We start from the raw sequence: 19,228 nt of genomic DNA on the forward strand, positions 1-19,228 counted from the left end.
AAAACACCTACTCCCCCTCTATAAACTTACCCCCCGATGATAAACTCTGCTCAAATCAACTATACAATGGGACAATATGAATAAGTTAAAACCAATATGGGTGATCAGCCTCCTTGCAACTTACATCTGTTCTGCTCAAGCCAAGGGAGTACAAGTCAGATGTAGCATGCCAGCCAACACAACAAATAACATCGAATGTGTCTTTTTTGGATCCGGTAACAATCTAAGTGAGCAACTTGAAAAAACTCTTGATAAATATCAGAATAATTTGTCGTTACTTGTCCAACCAGGAGAGTATCTTTTAAAACCAATTACGATAAAAAAACATAACAACATCTCTCTACATCTGGAGTCTGGTGTCACCCTTATTGCTGTAGACCGCAAAGATAAAAGCTGGGAAAAAGAACGAGGTTTAATCAATCTTATTCATGTGAACCACTTTACTTTAAGTGGTGATAATCCTGATACCAGCGTGATTGACGGTAATGGAGAAGGCTGGTGGAAATACAAAACCTCCCAAAACAGGCCATTTCTGCTTCACCTTAACCATGTTGAAAATCTAACTATCGATCATTTACAACTAAAAAATTCACCACGTTTTCACATCATGCTCCGAGGTGGTAAAAACGTTGCAGTTCATGATTTGCGTATTGATGCTCCGCAAGATTCTCCTAATACTGACGGCATTAACGTAGGCTCAATCACTAAGATGCAGATAAATAATATTATTATAAAAAATGGTGATGACGGTATTGCAATTAATGCTATCAATGAACCCTCCAAAAATATTAAGATCAGTAATGTCGATTTATTTTATGGACACGGAGTTTCTATCGGCAGTGGTGTCAAAAACACCGTATCAGATATCATGGTTAACAATCTCAGTTTTCATAACGCTTCCAATGGCCTGCGTATAAAAACACGATGTGATAAAAAAGACTGCTCGGACACTAAAAAAGGAGCAGTAACAGACATTACCTACAGTGATATCACCATGGAGAATGTAAAATACCCAATTTTATATGACATGGAATACAGTGAAACAGGCAGTAAATCCTATGTAACTATCAAAGATATAACCTATCAGAATATTTACAGTATCAATTCCAGTAAAGAAGCACGAATTTTCTGCGGCAAGTATAACAAATGCAGTACCATAATTTTTAAAAATGTAAACATTGATTCCGGAATGCAATGTCAGGGAGGGTCCTGGAGCAAAGAAGGTAAAATTGTTGACTGTTTAAAAAATTAAATTCAGGAATGCCTTTGCCGGCAGGATATTCATATAATTCTACTGACTTGAGATTTGTTTCCCATCTTCTGGTTTAGAATTTTGCGTCTTTGGGTGGACCGTCATTGATTCAATAAAGCTCACTGGTGTTGAATAAGTCATAGGTATTTTTTCTTTATCAAGAGCTTTTTTGATACTGGTAAGGACTTCATCAAGAGAATATCGCAGGTGGCTTGGTTCAGGTTTTGTCCACCAATAAATTGCAAAATCAATACCATTAGAGGAAAAAGATACAACATAAATTTGAGTGTACTTTTCTTTCGAAACACTCTCGCATTGTTTGACGGCATTTTTAATGGTTGTGCGTGCCTTTTCCAAGTCAGTACCAAAATCAACACTACAAATGATTTTTTTCCGCCTTAGTTTTGAATCAGTCAGAACCTCTACAGTGCTCGTAAACATTTTTGTGTTAGGAATAAAGGCACGTGTTCCATCTGTTTTACGTAGATGAGTGTTTTGTATTGAGATACGATGAACATAGCCTCGTTGGGAATCCACCTCAATAAAGTCGCCAATACTAAATGGTTCTCTAAGCAAAAGTAAAATGCCTGTAAAAAAATTTTCAAAAATATTTTTGAATGCGAGACCAACTGCAACTGACGTTAATCCCAAAGTAGTTAAAATATTCGCCGTTGTCACGGATGGAAAAACTATAGCTGAAATAATTAACACACCAATAAACCAAACTAATATAATAGTTAATTTATGTGAAATTGTTACTAAATTTGCACGAATTGCCATTTTAGGTAAAAATGAGCTTACAATTTTTCCTATTATTTTTGCGATAAAAAAAGTTAGTACAGCAAAAAAAACTCCAATAATTATATTGGGAATAAGTGCTACAAAATTTTGTGCAAACTTATCTAATGATTTTAAAATAATGTTTACATAGTTCATACGATTTCCCTATCTCTTACAACTCATTTAAAAATTTTTATGCGCATGTTATGAAAATTCTAGTTATTGTTTAATGATATGTCCAAATTTTGAAAATAAATTGTGCTCCTTACCTGTTGTAACAATTCATTCCGGCATTACAAATAAAAAGCACACCTTGTCAAAAATAATATTTAATATCATTGACTTAATAGTATGATTGGCATTTCAAATAAAATTCATATAGGATGAATATTATTGTTTATACTAGGATTATTATATGCCCATCATACGCCAAGATCCTAAATCAAAAGCATCTAGAAGAGTTTCTATTGCAAGTTTTATTGGTACAGCAATTGAATGGTATGATTTTTATTTATTTGGCACTGCCTCTGCTTTATTTTTCAATGTTCTTTTTTTCCCTAAATTTAGTCCCGTAGCGGGAATCATGGCCGCATACGCAACTTACGCTGTTGGTTTCTTTGCCAGACCGCTGGGTGGTATTATTTTTGGCCATTACGGGGATAGATTAGGTCGTAAGAAGATGTTGATTATGACCCTGTCTTTAATGGGCGGCTCTACATTTTTGATTGGCTTACTTCCTACTTATAACACAATTGGTATCTTCGCACCTCTTTGTCTCGTCCTTTTACGATTTATTCAGGGGATAGCAGTCGGAGGTGAATGGGCCGGGGCAGTTGTGATGGCTGCTGAAGTAAGCAGGGAAAAAGAAAGAGGGTTTTATGCAAGTTGGCCAAATTCTGGAGCTCCATTTGGCTTAGTACTTTCAATTATAATATTACTAATTTTTTCTACTCTCCCCAAAGAACAATTTTTATCTTGGGGCTGGCGCATACCTTTTTTATTGAGTTGTTTTGTGGTGTTTATTGGTTTTTATCTTCGCTTGAAAGTTATGGACAGCCAGGTTTTTGCTAAAGCAGCAAAACAAAAACGTCCACCCAAGGTTCCAGCCTTGGAAATGCTTCGTTCTCATCTTAGAAACTTTATTTTGGCAATAGGTGCACGCTTTATAGAAAGTTCTTCTTTTTATGTACTGACAGTTTTTATATTAAGTTATGGAACACTCCAACTGCAATTGTCAAAAACCCTTTTACTCTATGCAGTAATGACGGGCGCTATTTTAGAAACATTTTGCATTCCTTTTTTTGGGAGGCTGTCTGATCGGATTGGGCGTCGCCCGGTGTATATTTCAGGTGCTGTATTGATGGGATTGTTTGCTTTTCCTTTTTTCTGGTTATTGCAAACTAAAAGCCCTACATTAATTTTTATTGCTGTAATATTTGGCATGTGCTTTGCCCACGCAGCAATGCATGGGGCTCAAGGTGCATTTTATTCTGAGCTTTTTAAAACACGTATTCGCTATAGCGGAACAGCAATTGCCTATCATTTATCCGCAGCGCTCTCAGGTGGTTTAACTCCATTGATTGCTACTGAAATAGTCCATTCAACTAATGGAAAAACCTGGCCCGTTTCCGTTTATCTCATCGTGATGGCTCTAATAACCATTGTTTGTGTCTATTTAGCTGCGGAAAAGGCTCAAAAGGATATTTCCTCATAATCAGAATAACATCGATTTTAAGATGCGCCTTTTTCATTTAAATCGTTCAAGAGTGAGAAAAAATGGAAGATATTTGGAATGCAAAAATATACAGTCAATTTTTAGAATTAAGAACACGCCCAGCTCGGGATTTACTCAATGCAGTTCCCGCTTCGTTCCAACCCAAGATAGTCTATGATTTAGGTTGCGGCCCAGGAAATAGCAGTAACATAGTAAAACAACGCTGGCCTTCTGCAAGGATAGTAGGGTTAGACTCTTCTGCGGATATGCTGAATGAAGCTCAATCGACTTACGCTGACATTACTTTCATACAGGATGATATCGCACACTTTTCTCCTCCAGAAAAAATCGATTGCATTTTTGCAAATGCGTCATTGCAATGGTTATCCGATCATCATTCTTTACTTCCCAAATTATTAGGATTACTCAATTCTGGTGGTATGTTAGCGATACAAATGCCAAATAACTTTCATTTAGCTACCCATCAAATCATTATCAAGTTGTTACAAACGCATCCTGAATGGAGACTCTATTTAAAGCAATTGATTCATGGAGAATTAAGCAAACCTCTTTATCATTCGTCATACTATTACGATTTACTTAACACACCATCATCTTACCCATTGCACTTATGGGAAACAATTTATTACCAAGAAATGGAACATTATCAAGCAATATTTGATTGGATCAAAGGCACAGGCTTAAGACCCATATTGGCAAGCATGAATGACAAGGATGTCCAATTATTTAGCACACAATATATTCAGGAAATTTCAAGAGAATATCGTTTGCAAAAAAACAATAAAGTTTTACTGCCATTCCAAAGGATATTTATGATTGGTACCAAGAAATAATGACTCTTTTTTTACTGCTCACTAACTCTCTGATGTGGCACACTTATAATATCTTAGCCCGGATTAAACGTAGTCCTAATGAGTAGGAATGTGGTAAAAAATTCCAGGATTACGACTGGGTTTAATCCGGGCTATGGGAACCACTGCGTGAACACTTATTAATTTATAACCCAATTTGAAATGTGACATCAATCGCTGAGTGATCGGAAGGGTTTCCTTGTGTTTGTTTATAAAGGGATGCATTTTTCAATGTCGCTTGGCAAAAATATATAAAATCAATTACAGCATTTCCAAAAGTTGGGCCTATATAAGTTCCATTAGACTTCACAGCAGCCAAACCATAATTAACAAAAGTTGACTCCATGATTTGTGCTTGATTTAAATTATCTTGCAGATTATTAAAATCACCTGTAACAAACGTTGGAATTTTTGAGTGTACCGAATACGCTTCAATAAACTCGCCGATTGTTCGTGCATCATTATTATGAGCAGTTACTTGTCCTCCAACACAATCAGCATGCCCGCCCCAGGCAACGCAAAGATGGGTAGTCCCAAGAGCAACAATCTCACCGCTTTTTAAATTTTTGAATTGAGAAAATACTGCGACTCTCTTACCTCCTCCATCAGGAGTCATTGGTATCGTTTTTTGGCTATTTTCTACCATAGCCCAACGAGAGCTGTCATAAAAAATAGAAGCATCTTCTCTTATTCCCGCTATTTTGTATTTTTGATCAAGCTTATAAAGACGGTCTGTCAATAAGTAATCATTTTCTTGAGTAGCAATAAAATCGAAATTATGTTCGTTAATGTAAGATGTCATCCTGATAATTGGTGGAGGATTCTTATTTTTATCCATAGTAGACCAGGAAAATAAGTTTGCCTGCAGAATACGAACTAACGTTGAATTAGCTTTTGCCACAATCAATATACTTGATAACACAATAGAAATAACAATTTTCCAAAAGTATTTATTGATATGATTCATAAAAAAATAGCCAACAAAATAGATAAATCAATATATCATAAATACAACATAGAGTTCTTTTTTTATTTTTCATTTACAAATAATTAACAAATCCATTGCAAGCTTATCTAATAACTGCGTTGCTGAGGAATGATGCATTCTGAGCTTACAGTAGGCACGAATGATTGGTTGTTTTTACAATCTTTTGCATAAAAAATTTGTTGATACACTCGTAGATTCATAAACTTGCCTTCTTCATTTTGATCAGAATAAACCCATAGAGTGGTTCTCAGAGGGTCCAGTGCAATTGAATCTGCATTTGGAAGTTTATTAGGAAAATATTTAAGTAGCGGTGTAAAATCTTTAAATGGAATTTTTGACTCCGGCGGCCTCAGCCAACCCATCAATTTTTTATAGTCCTCTTCTGTAGGGTTTAGACCTTGCTTATCCCAGGCTATAACTACAGAGTATTGAGCTGAATTCCCACTATAATCAAACAATTTTTTCTTGGCATCAGCAGTCCATTGATAGCTACTCCAATATTGACTATCACCATTATCAGTAATAATTGGAAGACCTAAACTTTGACTCAGATTCTCTACGGTACTATAGGGGTTGGGGCTTGGATTAGGATTAGGATTTCGTGGAGAAACATCCCCTCCCTTATTACTAATACTTATAATTTTACCAATAGGACAGACACAAGCCTGACTTTTGTCTTTACCTACGCTATGAGTATCACCCCATACATAATTTTTAAATAACATAACATACAGCTCAGCATGCTTTTTTCCTTCTGCGGTTAGCGCATGCTCTCCCGAGGGCGTATCCTCAGCATGGCGAATAACAAATACCACAGGCATACACCCATTGGTATTTCGAAAAGCACCTTGAGGACTACAGGCGGTATCAGATGACCAAACACTAACGTTGATTAGCGACAAAAAAAGAACAACAATGAATTTCATACTTGCATTCCAGTGAACCCGTATTAATTAGTTTAGCTCAGGAAAAGTAATACGGGGTGATTTCGTCTGTTATTAATGCTTTTGTGTTATTCTGACATTGCCGCAACATAACCAGGGAGAATGAGTTTTTCCGCTAATTTTAATCTTTTAGCTAACTCAAAGGCATTATGAGCTATTTCAAATTGCCCATTTTTTTCAGCTACGTCAATGAAACAAGTAAAGGTTAATTCATCAGCTAAATGCAAAACTATTGCCTGTTTAAAGGCATTTTGTGCTGATCCAAATTGACTATTTTTACCCGCTACATCAATAAAGCTATTAAAAGTGTAACAATCACACAAGTTCCATTTTTTGGCTAACTCGAAAGCATTTTGCGCAGCCCAAAACTCCCCATTTTTTCCTGCCGCATCAATAAAACTGGCAAAAGTAATTTTATTAGCAAGTCCCCATTTTTTGGCCAATTCGAAAGCATTTTGCGCCAATTCAAACTGCTTATTCTTCCCTGCTATGCTTATGAAACTGTTAAAAGTAACTTCGTTGACCAATTTCCACTTTTTGGCTAACTCAAATGCATCTTGCGCTGCTTTAAATTTTCCATTCTTTCCCGCTAAATCTATAAAGATGGCGAATGTGATCTTGTCTACTAATCTGCTTTCCTTAGCGACTTCAAATGCAGCTTGTGCTGCTTCAAATTGACCATTTTTCCCTGCTGCATTAATAAAGCTATTAAAAGTAATCTGATTTGCTAATTGCAAAAATTTGGCTAATTCAAAGGCCTTTTGAGCTTCATCAAACTTTTCGTTTTTTCCTGCTGCATCAATAAAGCTCGCAAAGGTAACTTCATTGGCGAAGTTCCCATTTCTAGCTAATTCAAATGCATACTGAGCCGTTTCAAAATGTCCATTTTTTCCCGCAACATCAATAAAACTGGCAAAGGTTACCTCATTAACCAATCCACAATTTTTAGCTAATTCAAATGCATTTTGTGCTGCTTTAAAGTGCCCGTTTTTACCTGCTACATCAATAAAACTGGCGAAAGTAATTGCACTCGCTAATTTTAATTCCTTGGATAATTCAAAAGCATTTTGAGCCGCTTCAAATTGCCCATTTTTTCCTGCGGCAACAATGAAACTATTAAAAGTAATCTCATTGGCTAAATTCATTTTTCTAGCTAAATCAAAGGCATTTTTTGCTGCACCAAACTGCCTATTTTTTCCGGCCATTGTAATGAAGCTATTAAAGCTAGCTTCATTGATTATTTCTTTTGTAATTAATAAACTATGGACAGCACATGCGAAAGCCCAATTTTTTTTGAACTTATTCATTAATTGATTGCAAACAACTACATCAATACTGTTGTCTGGTGCTTTATTTAAAACATCCAAAATAAGTGATAATTTTTTTTGGTGGCTAATTTGCTTGCTTAACTCTATTGCTTCCTTAATGTTTTTTTTTGCAGTTACTCTATCTCTTAAAATTTTTATTATTTCTTCAAACATTATAAGTCCCTACTCTAGTGATTTTTGTTAACTCTTAGCCAGAATAAAATTGCGGTCATTGACTAAGCACATTTAAAACATCATGATGATATTTAATCCAATTGACCAAAATAATTCCAATTGATTATGTTTATATGTGATATATGTTTGTTAAATATGTTATTAATTTCAATTAGTTATAAATGATAAAGTAACTTTTAAGATAAAAAATTCTTTCTTGTTCCCTACATGCTAAATTAAATAGAATTTGTAAGTGTTATGCGATTTTTTTGAGTAGTGGTTTTAAGTTCATATGCAGGGCCCATAAAACCAGGGGCAAGGAGCTAGTAAAGCGAAGTGGGGGCGGGCTTAATTTTTTAAATGGCTGTGTTATTACAATTGATGATGAAGCTTAATAATCAACTTTTGCTGCAGATGTCGCGTATAAAATGCGATACTTAATCAAAGAGAGACAATCACCCACAGTAAAGTTTATATTAAAAATATTTCTAAGTATGATTCATCATTCAAATTTATTTCCTGTGCATTAACCATTTGCGTTCACAATTAAGAACTACTCGCACTGGCTCTGGATGAAGACACCACCAGGAGTGCTTTTGTTTATTATCGACAAATTCCTAAACATAAGATATTGAATTTAAACTAATAGTTAATATTTTAATATAATATATAAAAATTATAAATTGGTCAAATATTACAAATAATGGTTTAATTTAATCAACCTGTAAGGCATTTTAAAGAGAAAACCATCATGCCCCCATTAACATTTACTTCAATGATATCTGTTTGGATGAATTAAAAACTGCCAATTATCAGTAACCCAAGGACCACGAACCACCAGGACAAAATTTTTTTGGAGAAAGAAATGAAGATTAGCGAAGAAAGAGATTATTATAAAAATATGATAGCATTTACTAATGAATTATTGGATATGTTGTTTAAGCTTTGGAATGAACCCGCCTCAAACTCGCAAAACTCCGATCAATTGGAACAAAATAGTAACACGGCGCAAAATAATCATCTAAAGCAACAAAACACTAATGCTCCTCAACAAACACAACTCGATTCAGACGGCCCAAAACTCGGCCAGCTTGCATCAAGTCAGGCTAATGCGACTCCGCACGATTTAAATAAAGCATGCGAAGCACATGATGATCTCATAAACGCAAATACAAGCGAGAATGACAATACAAACGCAAACGATAATACAAATACTAATGAAAGTAGCAATTCATTTAGCTTCCAGTGATTACAAAGAATAACCGCAGGGCTAATTACCATACGATGATATCGTTATACAATATCAGTGATCAGTGACAGGAAAATGACTTAATCCTCACTTGATAATATTAAGTGAGGACTTTGATTTTAGCTCTCAAAAACAGAGTTATTCATATTTTCACAAAGCACCATATCCCACATTAAAAAGAAGGATAAGTTTGAACTACTACACCTTATTTGACAGTCACTTTAATTGTTTGATCTTGAAGGTTAAGTTCCGTTTCGTCGACCTCTTCTTTTAAGTCACCCAATTCTAATTTGAATTGATTAACAAATGGCTGCATCCCTTTAACGGTGGCAAGTTCTTTTTCAGTAATATCAGGTACATCAAATAAATCATCTTCTACTTTAGTTTCCACTAATTGTTCAAGTCGTTCAAATCCCAACTTTTTAAGATAGGTTTGTACTGCTACACCAAACTCTCCGTTTTCAATGCAACGTTTATGAATTGCTAAATTATTGCATTGTTCTTCAGTAATTGTTTTACCTTCTTTAATACTTTGTAAAATATCAATTAAAACCTCGGAAGCAATTTTTTTAGCCTGTTTACTCCAACTCCAGAAGTTATACATCGCGATTTCAGGTTTTTCATTTCTCTTCTGGTAATAATTTTGTACGGCTTCTATAAAGTCAGTAATATTATCTTTTATAGGTTCAAGCTCAAAGGGTTTATCTTCGATGTTGGTGACCATATAGTCTTCAAGAACCTGTACGTCTAGAATTTCTTCTATTGCTATTGGACATTCCTGTATAAATGTCCCAATTTTTTGAATCAATGTTTCATATTCGTCAAGATCACTTGACTTTAATGTATCAAGATCTATCCAGCTTTGCTCGATGTTCTCTTGTAAAATCAAACTGTCTTCAAGGGACATATCATTTTTTATTTCATGTTCATTTGATAAGAATCCGGAGCTTACTGTTTTAAGAGTTTCCTCAAGCTTTTTCATATGAATTGACAAATGCTCCAAGTATTCTGAAACATTTTCCTTTTTACTATTAGATTCAGAAGAAAGCAGTTTGCGGATAAGTTTCGCTTTTGTCTCTAGGTTATTTATTGCAAGAACGAGTTCATTACAACGTTGTTGAATAATTAAATCTTCATGTGTCTTTTTCAATTTGGGATCAATCGTTCTTTGTAATTCAAATAAATCACCAATTCGTGAAATCGCTTCAATATATTCTTTAGGGGTGTTGGCCACTTCCGAAATTTGTTTCAATGTTTTCAAAAACTCTTGATACGCTTCAACCGTATAGCCTTTACTTAATATTTCAATATTCAATGATAATTTGGATTGTAGTTTTATTTGAGTTTCAACAAGAATATCCAGCACGGATGGATCAACCTCTTCCAATAGAAGCAGAATATTTTTTAAATATGCTTTAAAATCAAGCGCAATATAACTTTCTATTTCCAAGTCTTTTTTGACTGCTGTAGACGGTGGTGTCATTATTTGCTCTAAAACAAACTCATCACCCCTATCAAAATTTGAGTTTAAAGTCTCTAAATATTCTTTAATTTTTGGCCAATTGTCATCACTTAAGGAAACTTGCATCGCGCCATATTTATCAGGAGTCACATTGCCGGTTTCGGTAAGTAATTTTGCTTGATATACAGGATCACTAAAATATAATGATCCTGCTGCGGTGAATGTATCTGAAGCACCTATTAGAGAATGCCCCTGACCGAATTGATCAGTATCAGATTGTATATTCTCATCCTCTTTAGGATGTCCCCAAATAGCCTCTAAAATTGAAGAAGAAGGAGCACTTTGCTCTAAGCCTAACATCATTAACTGATCTGGGGCATAGTGATGGAAATACATATGCCCGCTAAAGCCATTTTTATTGATAACTTTACCAACCAGATTCTGTTCACCCTCTCCACCCATAGCGATGTTTACACCAAAATCATAGGGGGTTTTAATGAGGGTCGGTATCTGTCCGATAACACCGAGCATAAATCCTTTCAGTTCCGTAACCTTTTCTCCTTTACGAATAACCCCATGAGTTGCAGATCGTGAGACGACTCCTTTACTGCCTGCTTCGGGAAAAAACGCTAAAAACTCTTTCAAATTTTCTGTTGATAAATTTTTATAATCGACGATAACTCGACTAGCATGTGATAAATAATCAATTGATGTAAGTACATCACTGGGATTAGTAAGTTCTTTATTTTTAACTAATGAAGAACGTGTTTTAAACTCTCCTTGAGCAACACATGCCAAAAGTAATTTAGATATATTAGTCGCCGTATCATCTGAACCATTATGTTTAAATGTTTTTAACCATTGCTGAGCAACCGCTAATTGATCTTGTTTAATACTATTTTTAAGAATGGTGGTTTTTGCTTTAAGTATTTCTGGTGAATCTTTTGACATCGTATTCTCTTTCGTAATTTGCTAAAACTAAATTTTGGCTAATTATATCTCATGTTAATTAACAAAATATTAATAACTGATGTCGCTGGACATGATTAATTGACGTAAACTCACTATATAGAGTAATAAATTTGCCCTAATAATAAAGTACTCTCTGAAATTAATACTTATTTAGTATCTTTACTGGCCAAATTTCCAGTTATTATCCCCTCTTGCATTTGAGCGGCAATATCTTTAAAACCTGATGGAGAATGAGGTAATAAAATAGTATTGGATTTATCATGAGCACCGATTTCTCTTAACGTATCAAAATATTGCGTCACTAATACTAAATTCATAATATCCGTTGCGGTGATATCAGAAATTGTTTTTTGAAACCCCTCCACAGATTGGCATAAACCATCTACTATAGCCTTTCGCTGATTCGCAGTACCCTCTCCCTGTAATTTTTTACTTTCTGCCTCGGCCTCAGCTCTTTTAACCATTAAAATTTTCTCTGCTTCCCCTTTGGCTTGGGCCGCTACCTGTAAGCGTTGTTGTTCGTTAATTTCATTCATTGCATTTTTAACTTTCTCTTCTAATTCTATATTGGTCACTAGTGCCTTTACAATTTCAAAACCAAATTCCTGCATGGTTTGAGTCAGCTCTTTACCCACAGCAATTGCGATACTGTCTTTCTTTTCAAATACATCATCAAGGATCATGCTTGGGGTTTCAGAACGCACTAAATCCAATACATAGGCAGTAATTTGCTGCGCGGGATTTTCAAGTTTATAAAATGCTTCATAAATTGCATCCGATTTAATGCGAAACTGTACTGAAACCTGAATTTGAACAATAACATTGTCTTTTGTCTTGGTGTCAATTTTCACATTCAACTGCTGCACTCTCAAGGATACTTTCCCAGAAATCCATTCAAGAAGCGGAATTTTAAAGTTCAGTCCAGCATGGGCGACCCTATTGAATTTCCCTAGTCGCTCTATAATCGCAGCCTCTTGTTGGTTTACTATGTAAAGGCCTGAAACTACAATGTAGCCAACAAATATCAAAAAAATTATCAAAAAAATCATTATATTCCCTCACACCAGTTATGGGTATTTTCCCAATATTTTTCGATAGAACATAGCATCCATGCAACAGAACATGCCTTTTTTAATATTAGTTCATATAATCAACAGGTGATGGAAAGCTAATATAATTTTTAGTTAATTGCTTCTCATTTTGTTGATTGGGATTTGCATTTTGGCACCAGTCATCTGATTTAGGATGCTTTACTCCCTTGCCATTGGTTACGATACAGGATTGTTTATTGACGATTTCTGCCTTATTAGTCGGACATTGCGCAGGATCCCCTGAGCATGGGGCAAATTTTTCATTGACGATAAACGCATATTTATTACCATTTAAATCTGTAAAACGAACCTTTATCGGATAATCAGCTACTGTACCTACCCTAAACCCGGCTATCTGGCTATTTGTCGGCATAATAACATCCTGCTTATCTTGCTGACAATTTGGATCCCCCGCGTCTTGATTCAACACACATACACCATACTTCTTGATCAAAGGGGTATTTACTTTATCAACCATAGAAGAAGGTACTCCTATTGCCACAGAAAAACCATCGGCATAATTAAATTGCTGTTGATTTTCAAGTCCTTGAGTTCCACCTACTGTAAAAATCAACCCATCACCTAGCTCACTCATGAAACCTACTGCATCATCAACCGAGAATCCATAAGCATCCATAGAAAGATAATTTTTATCATGAATCAATTGCACATAAGGGTTGAATAATAGTTCTGGAGAAATATTAGTTTCTTTATAATTATATTGTAAGTTATGAATATACATGGACTGAATTTTTGCATGATCCCATCCTGGAATTTTAGTATCAGCCAATGGATTAGCTGCGGCACCACACCCTTCGTTAAAAGGTACCCAGCCATAAATATGATTAACCGCTTCCCAGTAATTAAACGGCACTGGTTTGGAACCAGGATTAAGTTTACATTTTCCATTAGCATACATTTGTAAATATTGTTGATGGTTTTTTCTGAAAAACTGTTGCACTGCCTGGAGATTTGTTTTTAATTCTTGTGGGCAATCGATTTTTTGCGTCACGTATTTACTAATGTTCTCATCCCAGTTAACACAAGAACCCCATAGATTCTGCATCCGTTGAACCGCTTCACCAAAGTGAAGTGACTTTTTTTGTTCCTCGGTACATTATCCTTGAATACAAGCCACTACTGTTAATACAGGTGGAAAACCATTTTTTGGTCTTACTGGAACATTATCTTCAGGAGGTAAGGTGCCTGAACGTTGTGCAAAAATATTATATCCACCCGGTAATTTTAATTCACTCAAATTATAAACAGGCCACCCTTGTCCAATAGTTGTCTTCAGAAATGAATCAAGATGTCCTCGAAAAGCACTCAAAGACTGACCTGATCCACTATATCCAATATAGGGATTATTTTTAGGTCCTATAGCAATGGGCATGTAAACATGATCTACATATGAAATGTTGTACCCCACATTCTCCGGCTTTAATAAGCGTAGGGATTGTTTCGGTGGAACAATAGAATCGCCAAAAGTATACTCTGATAACTGCGCATAGATATCTTCTGGAAACTGGACGTCACTTGAATAAGTGCTCAGTTTACATTCAGTATTATGTCCCTGACAATTCACACTAGAAGGAGTTGACAATTCCTCATCTTTTTCATTACGAAGCCTATCATTTTTATCGGCCAAAACCACACGGCCACCATTCCACCAGGTAATGTAGCGCCCTTTCGATAACTCACTATATAATGGAAGAGTAATCGTTACCGATGATCCTGGTGCAATTCCTGTATTTTCATTTACATATAATTTATAAACATAGTTTGTTGGATAGGGCTCAACAGTACGAAAACATCCTTGAAGCCACTCATTTACAGCATTTTTACTGGTTGCCAGGATGGGATAAATGGTTGTCTCAGAATCATTATAAATCGTTATTGTCTTTGGTTTGATAGTGATTGGATTATTGTTATAATCTTTACATTTAATGTTCTCAGCGGCATAAATCTTAGTAAAAAACGACAAGAGAACAAACCCATAAAGAGTAACCATCTTTTTCGACATCGCAAGATTCCTTATATTTAGGCATGTATTATTTACAAACATAGCACAATCAATTTTCTAATAAATTCATAAAAGTACAATTAACACTTCTTTAACAAAAAGATTAGCTAGTTTGTACTTAATTGTGCAGAACTACTTGATTTAGTGAACAACTTCATTTAGTTATTATGTATGTCATTATTAGATTAAAGGCCAAGTAATGGATAACTTTCCCCACACTAAAAGTCAAATTTACTTAAATCATGCCGCAGTTAGCCCTTTTTCTCTCAGTGTAAAAGAAGCGATTATACGTTATGTTGAAGAAAGGCATATAAAAAATATTGAAAATTATTTTTCATTTCAACCCATCATAGAAAATGTTTACAAAAAAATTGCTGCGCTATTACATACTGATCCTCTACGTATTTGTCTTACGCCAAATACAAGTACTGGTTTAAATATATTGGCAAATGGCTATCCTTGGAAAAAAGGAGATAGGATTCTTCTCAATAAACAAGAATTTCCTGCAAACATTTACCCATTCTTAAACTGTCAACGGCATGGTGTTGAAATTGATTATATCGATAATAAAGAACCCATAATTGAAAGTTCAGATATTGAAAATGCAATTAAACCTAATACCAGGCTGTTGTCAATTAGCATGGTACAATTCCTTAATGGACATGCAATTGATCTCGCCAAAATAGGCAAAATATGTAAACAGAATGGCACATTATTTTGTGTAGACGCGATACAAGGGCTAGGAGCCACTGATTTAGAAGTGGAACAAATAGGCATTGACTTTTTATCCTGCGGTAGTCATAAATGGCTAATGGCTCCTGAAGGGCTGGGTTTTATTTATGTGACCAATGAGCTACAAGAAAAACTTACACCAAGCTATGTAGGTTGGTTGGGTGTTGAAAACCCATGGGAGCTCTTAAATTACGACTTAAGGTTCCAAGAAAGTGCAAAGCGTTATCTAACAGGAACTATGAATCATATTGCTATTGCGGGGTTAAATGCTTCTTTAGAACATTTAACATCAATAGGATATACTCGTATTAAAGAAAAGATAACAACAAACACTCAATTTTTTTTAGATAACTTTCCGCAATTACAGTGGATCACTCCACAAAAGATGCGGCTAGGTATAGTTACATTTAAGCACCCTGAAGCTGAAAGAATTCATCAAGAATTAAATGCTCTAAATATTACAGTTTCAGTTAGAGAAGGACAATATCTTAGAATCTCACCCCACTACTATCACCAAAAAGAAGAGCTGGAAAAAGCTGCCATGTATCTGGAGCACATAGTGAATAAGATTAAATAGCGAACGGTTCTTAAGACAATTTAAGAGTAGGGCCATAACCCCTCTATATGACATATAAAAATCGAACAATATCAGAGTCACATTGAATCCCACTATTCATTAATTCAAGATATGAAAAGTTTTCATAATTCTTATGAAAAACCTTGATTGGCGCTTTGTTGATCATTAGTGATAAATTAAACTCAAACAGGCACTATTAAAGTCATTTTGACCAACATAAAGAGTATATCATGATTAATCCAGAATTAGAAAAAGCTCAGAATGAAATCATCACATCTTTTAATTCTGATCCTAAAAAAGGTATTCAACTAATAAAAAACATATGCAGTACCCATGGTATTGATTCAGCTGAACAAATTGCCGATTTCTTCCATAGACAAAAGCATAAATTGGATTTAGATGCAGTGAGTGATTATTTGAGTAAACCCGATGAGGAAAGCAAGAAAGTCTTACAAAATTTTACGAGCCAGATTAATTTTAGAGAACAAAGCTTTACAGAAGGTTTTAGAGTTTTTTTAAATACAATTAAATTACCTTCAGAAGCACAAAAAATTGATAGATTAGTTCAGAGTTTTGGCGAAACCTATTATCAGCAGAATTATGAGAATCATATTGCCAACAAAGATGCAGCCTATACTTTAGCCTATGCAGTTCTGATACTTAATACCAGTTTACATAATCCAAATTCGCGACAAAAAGATAAATTGACCCTAAGTGCTCTAAAAATATGTCTAAAAGGACTCAATGATGGCCAAGATTTTGAAGATGCTTTTTTAAAAAAAATATATGAAGAAATTAAATGTAAGCCTTTTGAATTTAATTTAGCTAAAACCACCCCTGGATATCTACTCACCTCCAGTACTCTCGATGATGATCTTATGTTTAAAAAATTGGATTTATTGCTTCAGTCATCCATTAGCACTACTGAAGAAATTTTTCCAGAAATCGCTGATAATATTACCGTGACTTTTGATAAACCCAAAGCCTGGTTAAAAGCTTTCATTGGATATGAAGGTACAATAAAATTCACTACTGAATCAGGAAGGGAGTTAGCAAATATACAAATTTATAAACCAAGTCTCGTTTCGAAATGGTTATTTGGGGCACAACCTAAAGTAATAATTCAACCCATTGATCAAGATGAGAATCCTAAAGAAGCAATTGAATTAGCAGCAAAAATAGCAGTTCTTTTTGAATCACCTGTAAATAGTTTTAAAGCTACATATGATTATGAGTTAAGCGAATTAATTAGCGCTTATGATCAGCAACATAAAGAACTAGTCCGAAAACCATTTATTCCTCAATTCGAGAAGCTTAGATTCTTTCAAAGACCTTGTTCAGAAGACAATAAAGAAGAATTGATGAAATCTAATGGGTTGAAATAGTTTCGACTTAATCTGAAACAACCACTTGAAAGAGTGAGCGTTTCAGGTTTTGAAAGTAATATTTACCCAGAGATACTTTTTATCGCTATAAGTCGACACACTTAGTTTTTAAATGTTTGAGAATCGAAAAAAATCCAGGTCTGTTTACAATTTGCCCAGCTATTTCACTTAAAAAGACATCGTGATGTGACCTCATATTAGAGCTTTAGCTCATTTTATAGGAAGGCATGGGCGACCTTTACCTATAACGTTACCTCTCTTTGAGCGACATACTCTATATATGTGGTCCGTATCTATTTGGGATAAGACGTGTTTTCTAAATGCTACTGAATAACTTATCGCTTAAATAAGAAAATCATAAATGTAACAGATTTTTTTGGACTAGTTAAATTTTAAACGACTAGATCAATCCCAATCTAAAAAAAACAATAAGCAATGAATTTGACTTATTATCATCCATAATTAAAGTACAACAGTACTGGTATCAGTGGTGTACAATATGCCCCCACATAAAACAATTACACAGGCTCTAGCAGAGCACATACAACAGCTAAAAAATTTACGAACACAGAAAGAGAAGGAATATAGAAAATTAGTATATGAGTATAATAGAAAACAAATAAATCTAAATGTTCTCGCAGATCCGCACTCTGATTTATATAAAAAGCTCAAGGTTGAAGCTGAAATTTTTTTTTGAAAATGGATAAAAGAATTCAACACAACACCGAAGAATGCCAAGAAATAACTAAAAAACCAGTAGCAAAATTTAGGGTTTAACTGATCTTTACCCCGCCAGATATTTTCAAGAAAAATTTAGAATAAATCCCTTCCTGCTGTATGTGAGGATAATGCATAGGATTTTTTATTAAATAAGCGACAGAAATCGGTAAAAAATTGTTTCGCTAGCACCATTGACCTAGGTAAATAGTTCTTACTATTTAAATGGATGCCTTGAATATCTTCTGGTTGTAAATGGCGGCGCAGATGCTCTAAATAGTCTGGATGTTCTAACCACCGCCGCATCAAATGAGCATCAACTTCCAAATGAAATTGAAGACCTATACTATTGCGATAACTAAATGCTTGCACGCATTGTGTATTTTTTAAAACGACATCGACACCTGAAGTAATCTGGTTTGCAAATTGATGCCATTGAAAAACATGGATTGGCTTATCAAACAACTCAAATAATTCATGCTCACCGCATTTATCTACTTGTATCCATCCAAACTCAGGTTTATCTAAAGCATAACAGAAACCACCCAAAGCGATATTCAACAATTGAGAGCCTAAACAAATACCGAGTATTGGAACTTCTTTAGCAAGTGCGACTTGCAACAATTCAATTTCATGAATTAGGTGAGGATACAAATCCAGCTCATTAGGATGCATGGCGCCTCCCAATACAACAATGCCATGATAACGACTCATATTCACTCGTTGATGTGGATCTCTTGCAAAGTTGACATAACGGATACGCAACTTCATCCTCTTTAAGGTATGAATAATAATACCCAAAGGTTCGTAGGGAGAATGTTGTATAACCAGAATTCGTGCCATCATTAATTAACCCAATTAGTTGTTTTAAGTATAGCTTGATGACATTGGCATTTAAATTCCATCATAGTATTCAAGTGATTAAATGTATGAAACAGACCTAATATGAAATACTTGTCCACTCCATTTACAAATTATTAGATACCCTA

15 protein-coding genes are annotated in these 19,228 nt (G+C 34.8%); 6 read left to right on the top strand and 9 right to left on the bottom strand.

The window, feature by feature from the left end; genetic code table 11:
• Positions 1–76 precede the first annotated feature (76 nt).
• Positions 77–1,252: a glycoside hydrolase family 28 protein gene (locus EKG34_RS13650; RefSeq protein WP_003631832.1), complete on the top strand. Its 1,176-nt coding sequence runs from the start codon at positions 77–79 to the stop codon at positions 1,250–1,252.
• Between the two features lie 39 nt (positions 1,253–1,291).
• Here EKG34_RS13650 and EKG34_RS13655 read toward each other — a convergent pair whose 3' ends face one another.
• Positions 1,292–2,188 carry a mechanosensitive ion channel family protein gene (locus EKG34_RS13655; RefSeq protein WP_003631833.1) on the bottom strand — a complete coding sequence of 299 codons (897 nt, stop codon included), beginning with the start codon at positions 2,186–2,188 and terminating at the stop codon, positions 1,292–1,294.
• 259 nt (positions 2,189–2,447) lie between these two features.
• On the opposite strand from EKG34_RS13655, the gene EKG34_RS13660 reads away from it, so the two are divergent.
• Entirely contained in the window at positions 2,448–3,746 is a 1,299-nt protein-coding gene (locus EKG34_RS13660; protein ID WP_003631834.1) for an MFS transporter, read from the top strand.
• 62 nt (positions 3,747–3,808) lie between these two features.
• Entirely contained in the window at positions 3,809–4,600 is a 792-nt protein-coding gene (locus EKG34_RS13665; RefSeq protein WP_003631835.1) for a methyltransferase domain-containing protein, read from the top strand.
• Positions 4,601–4,763: 163 nt separating this feature from the next.
• On the opposite strand, the gene EKG34_RS13670 is transcribed toward EKG34_RS13665, so the two are convergent.
• The 3 genes from EKG34_RS13670 to EKG34_RS13680 all read right to left on the bottom strand — a co-directional run bounded on the left by EKG34_RS13670 (position 4,764) and on the right by EKG34_RS13680 (position 8,031).
• The gene (locus tag EKG34_RS13670; RefSeq protein ID WP_003631836.1) at positions 4,764–5,585 is read right to left on the bottom strand and encodes an endonuclease/exonuclease/phosphatase family protein; all 822 of its coding nucleotides are present in this window, start codon (positions 5,583–5,585) and stop codon (positions 4,764–4,766) included.
• Between the two features lie 107 nt (positions 5,586–5,692).
• Entirely contained in the window at positions 5,693–6,532 is an 840-nt protein-coding gene (locus EKG34_RS13675; RefSeq protein ID WP_003631838.1) for a hypothetical protein, read from the bottom strand.
• Positions 6,533–6,618: 86 nt separating this feature from the next.
• Positions 6,619–8,031, bottom strand: coding sequence for a pentatricopeptide repeat-containing protein (locus EKG34_RS13680; protein WP_012979047.1), 1,413 nt, complete (start codon positions 8,029–8,031; stop codon positions 6,619–6,621).
• A gap of 865 nt (positions 8,032–8,896) precedes the next feature.
• Between EKG34_RS13680 and EKG34_RS13685 the strand changes: the two genes are divergently transcribed.
• Positions 8,897–9,280 (top strand): hypothetical protein, encoded by a 384-nt coding sequence (locus tag EKG34_RS13685; protein WP_003631842.1) that lies wholly within the window; start codon positions 8,897–8,899, stop codon positions 9,278–9,280.
• A gap of 205 nt (positions 9,281–9,485) precedes the next feature.
• On the opposite strand, the gene EKG34_RS13690 is transcribed toward EKG34_RS13685, so the two are convergent.
• From EKG34_RS13690 to EKG34_RS18660, 4 genes are all read right to left on the bottom strand, one after another.
• Positions 9,486–11,693, bottom strand: a complete 2,208-nt coding sequence (locus tag EKG34_RS13690; RefSeq protein ID WP_003631843.1) for a hypothetical protein — start codon at positions 11,691–11,693, stop codon at positions 9,486–9,488.
• Positions 11,694–11,860: 167 nt separating this feature from the next.
• On the bottom strand, positions 11,861–12,763 hold the full coding sequence (locus EKG34_RS13695) for an SPFH domain-containing protein (protein ID WP_003631844.1): 903 nt from the start codon (positions 12,761–12,763) through the stop codon (positions 11,861–11,863).
• 88 nt (positions 12,764–12,851) lie between these two features.
• Entirely contained in the window at positions 12,852–13,871 is a 1,020-nt protein-coding gene (locus EKG34_RS18655) for a hypothetical protein (protein ID WP_012979046.1), read from the bottom strand.
• A 51-nt stretch (positions 13,872–13,922) separates the two neighbouring features.
• The gene (locus tag EKG34_RS18660) at positions 13,923–14,828 is read right to left on the bottom strand and encodes a hypothetical protein (protein WP_012979045.1); all 906 of its coding nucleotides are present in this window, start codon (positions 14,826–14,828) and stop codon (positions 13,923–13,925) included.
• A 199-nt stretch (positions 14,829–15,027) separates the two neighbouring features.
• Between EKG34_RS18660 and EKG34_RS13705 the strand changes: the two genes are divergently transcribed.
• Both EKG34_RS13705 and ralF read left to right on the top strand, forming a co-directional pair.
• Positions 15,028–16,137 (top strand): aminotransferase class V-fold PLP-dependent enzyme, encoded by a 1,110-nt coding sequence (locus EKG34_RS13705; RefSeq protein WP_003631846.1) that lies wholly within the window; start codon positions 15,028–15,030, stop codon positions 16,135–16,137.
• A 230-nt stretch (positions 16,138–16,367) separates the two neighbouring features.
• Positions 16,368–17,522 (top strand): T4SS guanine nucleotide exchange effector RalF, encoded by a 1,155-nt coding sequence (gene ralF / locus EKG34_RS13710; RefSeq protein ID WP_003631848.1) that lies wholly within the window; start codon positions 16,368–16,370, stop codon positions 17,520–17,522.
• 813 nt (positions 17,523–18,335) lie between these two features.
• Here the strand turns inward: ralF and EKG34_RS13720 are convergent.
• Positions 18,336–19,085, bottom strand: coding sequence for a type 1 glutamine amidotransferase (locus tag EKG34_RS13720; RefSeq protein ID WP_003631851.1), 750 nt, complete (start codon positions 19,083–19,085; stop codon positions 18,336–18,338).
• Positions 19,086–19,228 lie beyond the last annotated feature (143 nt).

This window comes from Legionella longbeachae (genome assembly GCF_004283175.1).
GTDB classification, from domain to species: domain Bacteria; phylum Pseudomonadota; class Gammaproteobacteria; order Legionellales; family Legionellaceae; genus Legionella; species Legionella longbeachae.